The sequence below is a fragment of the Pseudonocardia kongjuensis genome, from assembly GCF_039526905.1.
Taxonomy (GTDB): Bacteria; Actinomycetota; Actinomycetes; order Mycobacteriales; family Pseudonocardiaceae; genus Pseudonocardia; species Pseudonocardia kongjuensis.
In genome coordinates this window covers 100,982-114,221 of the sequence record NZ_BAAAJK010000004.1, presented here as the reverse complement: position 1 = coordinate 114,221, position 13,240 = coordinate 100,982, and the positions used below count along the sequence as shown (strand labels likewise).

Sequence of the window (13,240 nt, the reverse complement as noted above, 5' to 3'; positions counted from 1 at the left end):
TCCTCCGTTCAGGGTGCGGACCCGGCGGGGGTCACGATCCGGTCGATCAGCGACGCGTCCCAGCCGCCCGCCGCGTCGAGCTCGCGGCGGGCCCGCAGGACCATCTCCTGCGCGTCGATCCCGACCAGCGCGACCGGCTGCCCGGCGCGCCGGTGGACGTACAGGCAGGGTGCGGTGCCGTCGTCGCCGAGCACCGGCTCGACGTCGTCGGCGGGGCCCGGCTCGCCGAGGATCTCCACCCGCACCTCGTACTGGTCGGACCACACGTAGGGCACGGCCCGGAAGGGGGTGGCGGCCGCCCGGCCGGCGAGCAGGTTCGCCGCCGCCGTCTCGCCCTGCAGGGCGGCGTGCGTCCAGTGCTCGACGCGGCGGCGCGGGCGGCCGTCGGCGTCGGTGAGCCGGGCGACGTCCCCGGCGACGACGACGTCGTCGGCCGCGAACAGCGCCGGATCACAGAGCAGGCCGCCGTCGACCGGCAGCCCGGAGCCGTCGAGCCACTCGACGTTCGGCACGGCGCCGATCGAGATCAGCACGTCGTCGACGACGGTGTCGGCGCCGTGCACGACCAGCCCGCCGGGACCGCGGGTGATCCGCTCGACGGCGACGCCGGTGCGCACCCGCACGCCGCGGGACTCCTGCAGCGCCTGCAGCCGGCGCCCGATCCGCTCGCCCAGCACCTGGCCCATGACGACGCCGGCCCGCTCGAACACGGTGACCTCGACGCCGGCGCCGGTGGCGACCGAGGCGACCTCGCAGCCGATGAACCCGCCGCCGATCACGCCGAGCCGGCGGCCCGGCAGCAGCGCCGCGGCGAGCCCGGCGGAGTCGGCCAGGGTGCGCAGCACGTGCACGCCCGGCGTGCCCGGGGCCAGCTCCGGCGCGGTCCGCGGCCGCGCGCCGGTGGCGATCACCAGGCCGTCGTAGCCGAGCCCGGTGCCGTCGGCGAGCCGCAGCCGGTGCCCGGCGACGTCGAGGCCGGTCGCGGCCACCCCGGCCAGGCGCTCGATCTCGAGGTCGTCGAGGTCGTCGGCGGAGAGCAGGTCGAGCTGCTCGGCGGGCCACTCGCCGCCCAGGTACTGCTTGGACAGCGGCGGCCGGTCGTAGGGGTTGCCCGGCTCGTCGCCGACCAGCAGCACGCGGCCCTCGAAGCCCTCGTCGCGCAGCGCCTCGGCGGCCCGGGTGCCGGCCAGCGCGGCCCCGACGATCACGATCGTCTGCATGCTCACCACTCCCACGGCAGCAGGCCGACCGGGACGACCGCGCCGGTCACCAGGGCGGCACCGGCGACCTGCAGCAGGGTGTCGGCGACGCCGGCGGCGCTGAGAACCCGGCCGCCCAGGTTGCGCGGCGAGCGGTCGTCGCCGGTGCCGGTGCCGCTGGCCCTGGCGGACACCAGCATCCCGGTGTCGGTGGTGCCCGGGAGCACCACGTTGACCCGGATGCCGCGCTCGGCGAACTCGGTGGCCGCGGTGCGGGACAGGCTGATCAGCGCCGCCTTCGACGAGCCGTAGGCGCCGAGCGAGCGGCGCCCGTAGGCCGCGGCGGAGGCCACGTTGACGACGCTGCCGCGGTCGTCGGAGAGCACCGGTGCGGCCGCGGCGAGCAGGGCCGCGGCGGCGGTCACGTTGACCGCGAAGCAGCGGTTCCAGTCGTCCTCGCCGGTCCCGGTGAGCGGGCCGGTGGGCCGCACGGCGGCGGCGTTGACCAGCAGGTCCAGCCGGTCCCCCACGGCGGCGACGGCACGCTCACGGTCGGCGGCGACGGTCACGTCACCGGTCACCCGCTTCGCGCCGTCGTCGGGCAGGTCGCCGAAGCTGCGGTCCAGCGCGACCACCTCGGTGCCGCCGGCCAGCAGCCGGGCGACCACGGCCGCCCCGATCCCGGAGCCGGCGCCGGTGACCAGTGCGGTCCGGAACGGTGCGGTCCGGAGCGGCTCAGCCACCGGCCCGGCCGTTCGTCGACGCCGTCCCGGCGGGCCACTGGTCGCCCTGGGTCATCCGCGCCCAGTGCCGGTAGAAGTTGCGCGCGTTCTCCTCAGTGGACCAGTGCGTGGAGACCACGGCACCGTCGAGCCTGCTCGGCTCGGTCTGCCCGAGGCCCTGCGAGTAGTTGTAGGGCAGCTTCGAGGCCCGGGTGCCCTGGCTGGCGCTGGTGGCGTAGTCCCAGTTCTCGATGTCGTCCTGCTCGGTCATCCCGCCGGGCCCGGAGTAGCGCAGGTAGTAGCGCCGCAGCCAGTCCCGGGCGTCGTCGCGGACGTCGGAGTCGACGATGTACCAGCGCCACATCTCGGTCTCGGTCGGCGAGACCGGGTGCGCCACCAGGATCGTCTTCGGGAAGCCCAGCGCGTGCAGCGACATCGACGGGAACAGGGTCGCCGGGCCGTTCGCGCCGACCGGCTCGTCGGCCGCCTTGCGGATCGCCCGCTTCCGCTCGTAGAGCTCGGCGAAGTACTCGGTGAGCTCGGGATGGTCGGCGAACTGCGGCGCGGCGCGCTCCTCGTCCGGCGAGTCGTTGGAGCCGTGGCCGAGCGCGGGCCAGGACAGGCACCGGTGCCAGGTGGCGCGGCGGGCGGCGAGCGCCTGCGGGCCGGTGCCGTGCCGGGTGCCGGACGAGCCGGCCGGGCCGATCCCGACGTTCTCGACGCTGGAGTGCGTGGTGTCGGCGTGGTAGGAGTCGCCCAGGAAGTTCTCCGCGACGAACTTCCAGTTGCCCTTCACCCGCCACTTCTGGACGCCGGCGATGACCTCGGAGCCGCCCTCGACGCCGCTGATCGAGTCGGCCAGGTTGTTCACCCAGTACTTGAACGAGCCGAGGTAGTCCTCGAACGACGGCGCCGACTCGTCCCAGGTGGCGAAGATCAGGCCGCGGTAGTTGACGGTCCGCCCCGGGCGCACCAGCCCCCAGTCCTCGCGGCGGAGCTTGCCGGCGTAGGCGCCGGCGAAGTGCGGCACCCCGAACAGCTCGCCGGGGGTGTCCACCAGCTCGCCGTCCACCGAGTAGGACCAGCCGTGGTACGGGCAGGTGAACTGCAGCGTGTTGCCGACGTCGTAGCGGCAGACCCGCATCCCGCGGTGCCGGCACGAGTTGAGCAGGACGTGCACCTCGCCGTCGGTGCCGCGGGTCATCAGCACCGGGTCGGTGCCCATCCGGGACGCGAAGTAGTCGCCCTCCTCGGGCACCTGCGACTCGTGCCCGACGAACAGCCAGGCGCGGGAGAACAGGTTCTCCAGCTCCATCTTGAAGATCGCTTCGTCCAGGAAGATCTCCCGGCTGACCACGCCGTTCTCGACGTCGACCAGGGACGTCAGATCGCGAGTCTCCTTGTCAGGTACCACGGTGGACCACCAGTTCGGATCAGAGGAAGAACGTCAGGTTCTTGGTCATCAGGACGCTCTGGTCGAGCAGCACGACGCGCTTGCGCAGCAGCCAGCCGCCGTCGCCGTCCCGGACCAGGGTGTCCTTGCGCCGGCCGACCAGGATGTTGGTCTCGGTGTCGACGCGGTTGCGGTGGACGAGCAGCCGGCTGGTGAGGTCGACGTCGTCGGCGCCGACCCGGACCGGGCGCACGTTGGTGACCACGTGCGACACCCGCGACATCGGCTCCTCGGCCCAGTGCTCACCGGTGGCGAGCTGGGCGACCCGCTTGGCGAGGGTCTCCTTGCCCTCGTCGAACCACATCGCGTCCAGCCCGGCGCGGGTGTGGTCGAGCGCCCGGTCGTCGGAGTGCACGTTGCGGCGCAGCGGGACCTGGTACTCCAGGTCCTCGTGCAGGGTGTCCAGCCACTCGTCGAGCCTGCGCTCGTCGAGCAGGTCGGCCTCCCGGTAGAGGAACTGCTCGATCTCCCACTGCAGCGCGCGCAGGTCGGTGGTGGGCGGGGCGCTCATGCCGCCGCCCCCGCCGTCGCCGGGACGCGGCCGGGGCCGAACGCCACGCCCATCCCGGTGATCCACGGCCGCACCGTCTCGTAGGCGGTGAAGGTGGCCGGTCCGCCGCCGGCCGCCGCCCAGGCCGCGGCCCAGGTGCGGATCTCGTTGGCGCCGCCGCCGCGCGGGTCGATGTCGGGCTGGGTGATGGCGGCGAAGGTGTCCAGGTCGCCCGCCGCCAGCAGGTCGATCAGCCTGCGGTCCCAGTCCGGGTCGACGAAGCTCAGCGCGTTCGCCAGCGACTCCTCGCGCTGCTCGGGGCTCAGCCGCTTCGCGCCGGGAGCGGGCTCCGGGAACGGCGGGTTGTGGCTCAGCCCGCCGGTGCCGACGAACAGGATCCGCTCGGGGCGCTCGGCGAGCGCGGCGCCGATCCGCTCGCCGACGGTGGCGGCGCGCCGGACCGGGAACAGCGGGAAGCCGATCGCGTTGACGATGATCGGGATCAGCGGGGCGGACGCCGGGTCGTCGAACAGCTGGCGGACGGTGAGGCTCAGCCCGTGGTCGACCCCGATGTCCTCGCCGACGGCGAGATCGACGTCGTGCTGCACCAGGTCACGGAACAGGTCGGCGGCCGCCGGGTGCACCGACAGCTCCCACTCGGTGATGTCGAACTCCTGCACCGTGCGGCCGGAGAGCACCCCGGTGAACGGCGGCCGGATGTCGTTGAGCAGGTGCATGTGGTCGGGCGCGAACATCACGACGATGTCCGGTGCGAAGCCGGCGATGAACTCGCGGGCCCGGTCGACGGCCGCGCGGTACTCGGCGCCGTCGTTCTCCCGGCCGGGCAGGGTCATGAACGGGCTGTGCGACAGGCAGAGGAACGCGCGCCGCGAACCCTGCTCCGACGCCGTGGTGTCGGTGGTCATCGTCACCCACGGACCTTTCTGTTCGCATTGCGAAGGATGGCGACGCTAGGCACGGTCGCCGTCCCGGTCAACGAGGCTGTTCCGGTGATCGGACCAGCTCACGTGGCCGGCGGAGGCGCGGTAGTTCAGCCCCAGCGCGGCCAGCAGCCGGGTGTTCTCCACCAGCAGCATCCGGACCGGCTCGGTGTCCGAGCCGTTGTAGTGGCGGTGCCACTCCAGCGGCGGGACGCAGACGAAGTCGCCGGCCCCCCACTCGACCGTCCGGTCCCCGATCTCGCTGTACCCGGAGCCGGCGAGCACGCAGTGCACGGCCTCGTGGTTGTGCTGCTGCATGTCCGAGGCGACCCCGGGCGGGATCTCCTGCATGAACAGCTCGAAGGTGCGGATCGGCGTCCCCAGCACCGGCGCCAGGTGCGACGGGTTGGTCCCGGGCGGCGTGTACCACTCGAGGTCCGCTCCGCGGACCACCAGCGTGGCGTCCTCGTTGCCCCGCGGAAGCGGCCTGCGCTGCTCGGCGATGTCCCGCCGGAACGCTGCGAGCTCGTCACTCCCCATGCCTGTCCCCGTCCCTCACCTGGTCCGGGCGATCCAGCGGATCGCCCGGTCCTCGACGTACTCCTGCAGTCCGAGCGCGGTGCGCTCGCGTCCGATGCCGCTCTGCTTGACCCCGCCGAACGGCATGTCGAACGAGAGCGACCACACGTTGTGGCTGTTCACGAACACGCAGCCGGCCTCCAGCCTGCGGGCCACCTCGGTGGCGGCGGCCGGGTCGGCGCTCCACACCGATCCGGCGAGGCCGTACTCGCTGTCGTTGGCCAGCGCGACCGCCTCGTCGACGGTGTCGTAGGGCAGCACCGGCAGCACCGGGCCGAACTGCTCGCAGGTGACCACCTCGTCGTCCGGGCGGCCGCCGTGCACCAGCGCCGGGCGCAGGAAGTACCCCTCGTCGGCGAGGCCGTCGTGGGTGAACGAGCCCAGCTCCTCGACCACCGCGCCGGCCGCCCGGGTGCGCTCGACCAGCCCGCGCACCGCGTCCCGCTGCCGGGCGCTGATCAGCGGGCCGAACGACACGCCCTCGTCGAGCCCGTGCCCGACGACGTAGCCGGCGAGCTCGGCGCGCACCGCGTCCAGGAACTCGGCGTACCGGGCCCGCGGGACGTACACCCGCTTGACCGCGAAGCAGATCTGCCCGGCCCGGGTGAACGCGCCCCGGCACAGGTCCGGGACGACGTCGGCGAAGTCGGCGTCGTCGAGCACGATCGCCGGGTCGTTGCCGCCCAGCTCCAGGCTGACCCGCTTGACGGTGTCGGCGGCCGAGCGCAGCACCTCGCGGCCGACCGCGGTGCTGCCGGTGAACGAGACCTTGCGGACCGCCGGGTGCGCGGTCAGCGCCGGCCCGGCCGGGCCGCTGGAGTTCACCACGTTCACGGTCCCGGCGGGCAGCGTCCCGGCCAGCGCGGCGAGCACCGCGGTCAGCACCACCGGCGCCTCCGGCGACGGCTTCAGGACGATCGCGTTCCCGGCCGCCAGCGCCGGCGCGACCTTGCTCATCGCGAGCACGATCGGCGAGTTCCACGGCACCACCAGGCCGGCCACCCCGATCGGCGCCTTCTCGATCAGCAACCGCTCGGTCGGCGACTCGGTGACCGAGGGCCGGAGGTGGCCGTCGGCGACGGCCAGCGTGGACCGCAGCACCGCGATGCCGCGGACCAGGTCGGTGCGGGTCTCGACGAGCAGCCCGCCGTTCTCCCGGGTCAGCACCGGCGCGAGATCGTCGACCAGCGTGTCGAGCAGGTCGGCGGCCCGGCCCAGCACGGCCAGCCGCTCGTCCAGCCCGACCGCCGACCAGGCCCGGAAGCCCTCCTCGGCGGCGCGCACGGCCCGGTCCACCAGCTCGGCGCCGCCGTCGGCGACGGTCGCGACGAGATCGGCGGTCCGGCCCGGGTCGCGGACCTCGAAGCTGGTCTCCCCGTCGAGCTCGGCGCCGCCCACCAGGTGCCGGACGTGCCGGACGCCGACCGCGGTCACGCCCGGTCCCCGGCGAACTTGCGGTGCAGGTCGGCGAGCCGGCGGCCGGACTCGCGGGCGCCCTCGGCGTACTCGTCGGGGCAGTCGACGTAGGGCGGGCGGCAGGGCCCGGCGGCGATGTAGCCCGCCTCGTCGATCCGGATCTTCTCCAGCTGCACGTTGTAGGTGGAGAACAGCTCGAAGCTGCCCTTCGGGAAGAAGGTGCGCGAGGCGTACCGGTACTCCTGGGCGATCGCCTCGGCGCCGGCCGCGTCCCCGGCGGCGAGCCGGTCCCGCAGCTCCACCGCGGCGGCCGGGCCGCAGGACGCGCTGCCGCTCCAGCACGCCGTCATCGCCTCGGGGGCCCAGCGCCAGGTGTAGTACCAGTCGCGCTCGACCGGCAGGATCTTGATCCGGTCGCCGACCGCGTCCAGGTCGGCCAGGAACGACGGCCCGAGCACCGGGTACTTCGCGGCGACCACCTGCGGGATCTCGGCCAGCCTGCGGTAGACGGCGGGCGGGATCTTGCCGCGGAACGAGACCGGGTTGTCGTAGACGATGACGGCCAGCTCGGGCACCGCGTCGGTGACGTCGCGGTAGAACCGGACGGTCGCCTCGTCGTCGCACGGCGACCACATCGGGCGCCCGAGCAGCAGCCCGGTGACCCCCAGCCCGGCGAGCTCGCGGGCCCTGGCGATGGTGTCCCGGGTGTTCAGGGTGGTCGCGCCGACGTACACCGGGACCCGCCCGGCCACCGCGTCGACCACGGTGCGGGCGAACGCCCGGTGCTCGTCCCAGGTCAGGGTGGCGCCCTCACCGAAGGTGCCGGTGGTCAGGACGGCGTCCACGCCGTCGGTGACCAGCGCGTCGGCGGCCCGGGCGGACTCGGCGTGGTCGACGGTGTCGACGGCGGCCGGATCGCCCGCGTCGGCGGTCGCGGGGGTCGGCATGATCGCCAGGACGCCGCGCACGTCATCGGGGGTGACGGTCGTCATCGTCGTGCTCCTCTCGAAGGGGGTTCAGGCCCGGAACGCGGCGGCCGGCTCGCCGGCCTCCGCGGCGGCCTCGGCGTCGTGGTCGTAGAGCCACTGCCGGAAGGACACCGAGCTCGCGATCTGCGAGTCGCGCTCGCCCAGGTCGTCGAGCTGCGAGTCGTAGCGGCGGCCGTTGGCCCGGGCGCCGAGCTGCACCTCGGAGGTGCGCGGGCGGCGCTGCTCCTCGTAGGCGAGCAGGGCCTGCGGCGCGTCCGCGGGGGCGGCCCGGCCCAGGTGCACCGCGAGCGCGACGCCGTCCTCGATCGACTGGTTCGCGCCCTGGCCCAGGTGCGGGAGCATCGGGTGCGCGGCGTCGCCGAGCAGGGTCAGCCTGCCCTCGGTCCAGCGGCTCAGCGGCTCCCGGTCGTAGAGACCCCACCAGTGCGTGGTCTCGACCTTCTCCAGCAGCCGGGTGACCTCGGGGGCCCAGCCGGTGAATCCGGCGCGCAGCTCGTCCGGGTCACCGGGGGCCGACCAGGACTCCTCGACGGCCTTCTCGTACGGCAGGAAGCCGACGTAGTTGATCAGCTCCCCGCGGCGCACCGGGTAGGCCATGAAGTGCTTGCCCTCGCCCATCCACAGCTGCGAGACCTCCGGCTTCCACCAGGGCAGCTCGGCGGCCGGGATCAGCCCGCGGTAGGCGACCGAGCCGGAGTCGACCGGCGTCGACGGCGGGACGACGTACTGCTGCAGCACCGACTTGATCCCGTCGGCCGCCACCACGACCTCGGCCTCCACCCGCTGCCCGTCGGCGAAGAACAGCCGCGCGACGTCGGCGTCCTGCTCGAACCCGACGCAGCGGTGGCCGGTGTGCACCCGCTCGGCGGGCAGCGCGGTGGCCAGCACCTCGAGCAGGTCCGCCCGGTGCATCCCGTAGACGCCGTTCCAGCCGCTGGAGTCGGTCGTCATGATCGGCGCGACCCGGGTGCCGTCGGCCCGGTAGTAGCAGGACCCCTCGCCGACCCGGGCACCCACCGAGGCCAGTGCCGGGCCCAGGCCCATCCGCTCGAGCAGCCGGCGGCTGTTCGGGCTCATGAACACGCCCGCCCCGACCTCGCCGAGCTCGGGGGCCTGTTCGTACACGTGGACGTCCACGCCGCGGCCCAGCAGGGCGTTCGCGCAGGCGAGTCCGCCGATACCGCCGCCGACAACCGCGACGCGCAGGCCGTCTGCCATGGAGCTCCCCTTCGTTATGCGAAAGAACTTCGCCGACGATAGTGGTCGCTCGCCGGGCGCGTCAACGAGACCGTACTAACAGAATCGCGCTTCTGTCACTTGTTAGCATCCGATCGGATCCGGACCGGAGGTGACCCATGGGCGGGGCCCTGGACAGGCAGGCGATCCTGGCGGCGACCGAGACGGCCCTGCGCCGGCACGGACCCGACAAGACGACCGTCGTCGACGTCGCGCGCAGCCTCGGGGTCAGCCACGGCAGCGTCTACCGGCACTTCCCGAGCAAGACCGCGCTGCGCGAGGCCGTCACCCGGCGCTGGCTGGAGAGCACCCACCAGGAGCTCGCCGTCATCGCCGCGGATCCGGCGGTCCCGCCACCCGAGCGACTGCGCAGCTGGCTGACCTGCCTGTTCAGCACGTCCCGGGAGCAGGCCACCCGCGATCCGCAGCTGCACGCGACCTACTGGGCGCTGGTGACCGAGCAGAGCGACGTGCGCGACGAGCACGTCGCCGACCTGACCCGGCAGATCCGCGGGATCCTGGCGGCCGGCGTCGGCGACGGCTCCATCGCCGTCGCCGATCCGGCCGTCACCGCCCGCGCGATCGTGCACGCGACGGCGCGGTTCCACCATCCGGCACACGCGCACGCCTGGCGGACCCGGCCCACCATCGCCGCCGAGTTCGACGACGTCGCCGCGATCGTCGTCCGGGCCGTCACCCGGGGCGGCCGGTGACTCCCGGCCCGACCCGCCGGTGGCCGGTGCTGCTGCTCATCGCGCTGGCCCAGCTGATGATCGTGGTCGACCACACGATCATCAACGTGGCGCTGCCATCGGCCCAGGTCGCGCTCGGCTTCGACGACCCGCAGCGGCAGTGGGTGGTGATCTCCTACGCACTCTCCTTCGGCGCCCTGCTGCTGGTCGGCGGCACCGTCTCGGACCGGCTCGGCCGCCGCGCGGCGTTCGTCACCGGGCTGGTCGGGTTCGCCGTGGCCTCCGCGGTCGGCGGCGCCGCACCGAACGTGGAGACGCTGCTCGCCGCCCGGGCCGCCCAGGGCGTCTTCGGCGCGCTGCTCGCGCCGACCACGCTGGCCCTGCTCACCGAGACCTATCCCGGTGGCCGGGCCCGCGGGCGGGCCTTCGGGATGCTCGGCGCGATCGTCGGCTCCGGCGCCGCGGGCGGGCTGGTCCTCGGAGGCGTGCTCACCGAGCTGCTGAGCTGGCGGGCGACGATGTACGTCAACGTCGTGTTCGCCGCCGTGCTGCTCACCGGGGTGCTGCTGGTGCTGCCGCCGGGCCGGCGCGGGCCGCCGCGCCGGTGGGACCGCTCCGGCGCCCTCACCGGGGCGGGCGGCCTGTTCGGCGTCGTGCTCGGGCTCGCGAACGCCGAGCACGGCGACTGGCTCGCGCCCGAGGTGCTCGGCCCGCTCGTCGCGGGGGTCCTGCTGCTGGCCGCCTTCGTCGTCCGGCAGGTCCTCGCCACGGTGCCGCTGCTGCCGCTGCGGGTGTTCGCCGACCGGGACCGGGCCGGCGGCTTCGTCAACCGGTTCATCGCCTCGACCGGCAACTTCGCCGTCGTCTTCTTCCTGACCTTCTTCCTGCAGCGCAATCTCGGCCTGTCCCCCTCGCTCACCGGGGTGGCGATGATCCCGATGGTGCTGGGCGTCGTCGGCACCTCGAACCTGTCCGGCCCGCTGCTGTCCGCACTCGGCCCGCGGTCGACCAGCGTGATCGGTCTCGCCGTGTCCGGCGGCGCGCTGCTCTGGCTCGGCCTGCTGGAGCCGGCCACCGACTACTGGACCGGCGTGCTGCCGCCGCTGCTGGTGTTCGGCCTCGGCCAGGGCATGACGACGACGGTGGCGCTCAACCTGGCCACCGCCCGGCTCGATCCCGGCGACGTCGGCGTCGGCTCGGCCACCGTCACCGTGATGCAGCAGATCGGCGGCTCGGTCGGCACCGCTCTGCTCACCACGATCGCCGGGCTCGCCACCGCCGCGCACCTCGCGGCCGCGCCCGGCACCGGTGCGGACGCCCGGAACGCCGCCGAGGTGCACGGCTACGGGATCGCGTTCACCACCGCCGGCGCGGTGTTCCTGGGCGGGGCGCTGGTCTGCGGGGTGCTCGTCCGCGGGCGCGCGGCGCACGCCGAGCGCAGCCGGGCCGACGCGCACCTGCCCGGCTGAGCAGCACCGGCCCGAGCAGGGGACGACGGAGCGCCCGGCCGCACTCGCGGCCGGGCGCCCGGGTCGTCGTGACCGGTGCCGTCAGTCCTTCAGGAAGCCGGCGATGATCTCGTTGAAGGTGTCCGCGTCCTCCCACTGCGGCCAGTGCCCGCAGTCGTCCATCACCTGGAAGCTGCAGTTCGGCAGGTAGGCCGAGGCGCGCTTCGCGGTGGCGGCGGTGTTGGACGGGTTGTGCGAGCTCCAGAGCATCAGCGTCTCGTGCTTGATCTCGGCCAGCCGCTCCGGGGTGAAGTCGAGGCCGTCGTCGTGCGCGGGCCTGCTGCCCAGCATCTTGGCCGAACCGGCGAGCGAGTTGCGCAGCTCACCGCGCTGGTACATCGCCCAGCGGATGTCCACGAGCTCCTCGGTGAGGTCCCGCTCGGGCTTGTGGAACAGCCACTCCATCCGCTTGCGGACGTTGTCCCGGGTCGGGTCCTCGACGAACTGCTGGGTGAGCCGCTTGAGCTCGTCGCGACCGCGGTCGGTCCACACCCGCGACTCCGGGTCGGTCTCGACGGTCAGCCGGGCGCCGCAGATCGACACGATCTTGTCGACCCGCTCCGGGTGCCGGATCGCCATCCACATCGCGATCCAGCCGCCGAGCGACTCGCCGGCGAGGTGCGCCTTCTCCAGGCCGGCCGCGTCCATGAACGCACCGAGGTGCTCCAGGTAGCCGTCCAGGTCGGCCGGCTTGTCGCCGGAGCCGGTCAGACCGCTGCCGAGCGAGTCGATCGCCAGCACCCGGAACCGGTCGGACAGCGGGACGACGTTGCGCGCGTACGCCTCGGCGTGCCCGCCGATGCCGTGCAGGAAGATCACCGGGGGGCCCTCGCCCGCCTCGATGCAACGGGTACGCACGCCCCCGGCGTCGTAGTACTTCACTTCGGCACCGAGCAGGTCGACCCACACCGAACTCATGGCTGTACCCCTTTCGTCCGAGGTTCCGAGTACCGGACCTCGCATCGATCTCGACCCCGGTCGCCGGTGTCCCGGTCGACGGCGGCACGGCCCCGGCCACCGGGCGGTGCGGGCCGTCACCGTGGGGCACCCGGGTTCCGTCCGGTGCCCGCCGCGGGGATCTGGCATCCAGCATGGTCGAGCGGCCGGAGAGTTCAAGGAACGTGGTCCGGTGAGCGACACGAGCCCGGACCGGCGGGCGCGGCGGACGTGGCGCAGGCGACATCTACCTCAATCACCTTGACGTTGAACCCTCAACTAGGTGTACACCGGAGACGTCGCTCACCCGATCCCGCCGGCCCCGCGAGCGGCGGGCCGTCTGCACAGGAGAACGCCATGACACACATCGTCGTACTGGGTGGGACCGGCTACGCCGGCCGGTACATCGTCGACGAGGCCGCCCGGCGCGGCCACGACGTCGTCTCGGTCAGCCGCTCGGCCGCCCCGGCCGGCGGCCCGGTCACCCACCGGTCCGCCGACCTGCTGGACCCGGCCGCCCGGCAGGCGGCCGTCGAGGGGGCGGACGTGGTCGTCGGCGCGCTCTCCCCGCGCGGCCCGCTCGACGGCGAGCTGGGCGCGGTCTACCGCTCCGTCGCCGACGCGGTGGCCGCCGCCGGTGCGCGGCTCGTGGTGGTCGGCGGGTTCAGCTCGCTGCGCCCGGCGCCCGGCGAGGACCGGATCATCGACTCCGGGCGGTTCCCGGGCGCGGCCGACGCGCCGCCGGTCCCGCCGGAGGCGCTGGAGGGCCTGCTGAACGAGGCCCGCCAGATGAACGCGACGCTGCTCGACCTGCTCGGCCGCTCCGACGGGCCGGACTGGACGTTCGTCTCGCCGGGGATGGGCTTCGGCGCGCACGTCCCGGGCGAGCCGACCGGCCGCTACCGGATCGGGGACGACGACGTCGCACTGTTCGACGCCGAGGGGTCCAGCGCGATCGGCGGTGCGGACTTCGCCCTCGCGGTGGTCGACGAGATCGAGCAGGGCAAGCACCGCCGGGAGCACATCGGCGTCGCCTACTGATCCGGACCGGGCCGGCCCCGCACGTGGCGTGCGGGGCC

13 protein-coding genes are annotated in these 13,240 nt (G+C 73.9%); 3 read left to right on the top strand and 10 right to left on the bottom strand.

Going from position 1 to position 13,240, the window contains the following annotated elements; all coding sequences use genetic code 11:
* Window positions 1-8: 8 nt before the first annotated feature.
* The 9 genes from ABD160_RS04685 to ABD160_RS04645 are packed head-to-tail and all read right to left on the bottom strand — an operon-like array spanning window position 9 to window position 9,007.
* A complete protein-coding gene (locus ABD160_RS04685) occupies window positions 9-1,220 on the bottom strand; it encodes an NAD(P)/FAD-dependent oxidoreductase (RefSeq protein ID WP_344019326.1) in 1,212 nt (403 codons plus the stop codon).
* 2 nt (window positions 1,221-1,222) lie between these two features.
* Window positions 1,223-1,942, bottom strand: a complete 720-nt coding sequence (locus ABD160_RS04680; protein WP_344018615.1) for an SDR family NAD(P)-dependent oxidoreductase — start codon at window positions 1,940-1,942, stop codon at window positions 1,223-1,225.
* Window positions 1,935-3,335 (bottom strand): aromatic ring-hydroxylating oxygenase subunit alpha, encoded by a 1,401-nt coding sequence (locus ABD160_RS04675; protein ID WP_344018612.1) that lies wholly within the window; start codon window positions 3,333-3,335, stop codon window positions 1,935-1,937. The genes ABD160_RS04680 and ABD160_RS04675 overlap by 8 nt, the downstream gene beginning before the upstream one ends.
* A 19-nt stretch (window positions 3,336-3,354) precedes the next feature.
* Complete coding sequence (locus tag ABD160_RS04670; protein WP_344018610.1) at window positions 3,355-3,885, bottom strand: 3-phenylpropionate/cinnamic acid dioxygenase subunit beta; 531 nt, start codon at window positions 3,883-3,885, stop codon at window positions 3,355-3,357.
* Entirely contained in the window at window positions 3,882-4,790 is a 909-nt protein-coding gene (locus ABD160_RS04665; protein ID WP_344019324.1) for a DODA-type extradiol aromatic ring-opening family dioxygenase, read from the bottom strand. Before ABD160_RS04665 ends, ABD160_RS04670 begins: the two co-directional genes overlap by 4 nt.
* A 45-nt stretch (window positions 4,791-4,835) precedes the next feature.
* The gene (locus tag ABD160_RS04660; RefSeq protein ID WP_344018607.1) at window positions 4,836-5,345 is read right to left on the bottom strand and encodes a cupin domain-containing protein; all 510 of its coding nucleotides are present in this window, start codon (window positions 5,343-5,345) and stop codon (window positions 4,836-4,838) included.
* Between the two features lie 15 nt (window positions 5,346-5,360).
* The gene (locus ABD160_RS04655) at window positions 5,361-6,818 is read right to left on the bottom strand and encodes an aldehyde dehydrogenase family protein (RefSeq protein WP_344018605.1); all 1,458 of its coding nucleotides are present in this window, start codon (window positions 6,816-6,818) and stop codon (window positions 5,361-5,363) included.
* A complete protein-coding gene (locus ABD160_RS04650; RefSeq protein WP_344018603.1) occupies window positions 6,815-7,792 on the bottom strand; it encodes a dihydrodipicolinate synthase family protein in 978 nt (325 codons plus the stop codon). The genes ABD160_RS04655 and ABD160_RS04650 overlap by 4 nt, the downstream gene beginning before the upstream one ends.
* Window positions 7,793-7,816: 24 nt before the next feature.
* A complete protein-coding gene (locus ABD160_RS04645; RefSeq protein ID WP_344018601.1) occupies window positions 7,817-9,007 on the bottom strand; it encodes an FAD-dependent monooxygenase in 1,191 nt (396 codons plus the stop codon).
* Window positions 9,008-9,144: 137 nt separating this feature from the next.
* Between ABD160_RS04645 and ABD160_RS04640 the strand changes: the two genes are divergently transcribed.
* Window positions 9,145-9,738 carry a TetR/AcrR family transcriptional regulator gene (locus ABD160_RS04640; protein WP_344018599.1) on the top strand — a complete coding sequence of 198 codons (594 nt, stop codon included), beginning with the start codon at window positions 9,145-9,147 and terminating at the stop codon, window positions 9,736-9,738.
* Window positions 9,735-11,186 carry an MFS transporter gene (locus ABD160_RS04635; protein ID WP_344018596.1) on the top strand — a complete coding sequence of 484 codons (1,452 nt, stop codon included), beginning with the start codon at window positions 9,735-9,737 and terminating at the stop codon, window positions 11,184-11,186. Before ABD160_RS04640 ends, ABD160_RS04635 begins: the two co-directional genes overlap by 4 nt.
* Window positions 11,187-11,267: 81 nt before the next feature.
* On the opposite strand, the gene ABD160_RS04630 is transcribed toward ABD160_RS04635, so the two are convergent.
* Window positions 11,268-12,143: an alpha/beta fold hydrolase gene (locus ABD160_RS04630; protein ID WP_344018593.1), complete on the bottom strand. Its 876-nt coding sequence runs from the start codon at window positions 12,141-12,143 to the stop codon at window positions 11,268-11,270.
* A gap of 375 nt (window positions 12,144-12,518) precedes the next feature.
* On the opposite strand from ABD160_RS04630, the gene ABD160_RS04625 reads away from it, so the two are divergent.
* Entirely contained in the window at window positions 12,519-13,202 is a 684-nt protein-coding gene (locus ABD160_RS04625) for an NAD(P)-dependent oxidoreductase (RefSeq protein WP_344018591.1), read from the top strand.
* The last annotated feature ends 38 nt before the right edge of the window (window positions 13,203-13,240 follow it).

Coding starts and splice junctions, on each gene's coding strand:
- ABD160_RS04685 (WP_344019326.1), bottom strand. CDS start 1,220: ATGCAGACGATCGTGATCGTCGGGGCCGCGCTGGCCGGCACCCGGGCC.
- ABD160_RS04670 (WP_344018610.1), bottom strand. CDS start 3,885: ATGAGCGCCCCGCCCACCACCGACCTGCGCGCGCTGCAGTGGGAGATC.
- ABD160_RS04665 (WP_344019324.1), bottom strand. CDS start 4,790: ATGACCACCGACACCACGGCGTCGGAGCAGGGTTCGCGGCGCGCGTTC.
- ABD160_RS04660 (WP_344018607.1), bottom strand. CDS start 5,345: ATGGGGAGTGACGAGCTCGCAGCGTTCCGGCGGGACATCGCCGAGCAG.
- ABD160_RS04650 (WP_344018603.1), bottom strand. CDS start 7,792: ATGACGACCGTCACCCCCGATGACGTGCGCGGCGTCCTGGCGATCATG.
- ABD160_RS04645 (WP_344018601.1), bottom strand. CDS start 9,007: ATGGCAGACGGCCTGCGCGTCGCGGTTGTCGGCGGCGGTATCGGCGGA.
- ABD160_RS04640 (WP_344018599.1), top strand. CDS start 9,145: ATGGGCGGGGCCCTGGACAGGCAGGCGATCCTGGCGGCGACCGAGACG.
- ABD160_RS04630 (WP_344018593.1), bottom strand. CDS start 12,143: ATGAGTTCGGTGTGGGTCGACCTGCTCGGTGCCGAAGTGAAGTACTAC.
- ABD160_RS04625 (WP_344018591.1), top strand. CDS start 12,519: ATGACACACATCGTCGTACTGGGTGGGACCGGCTACGCCGGCCGGTAC.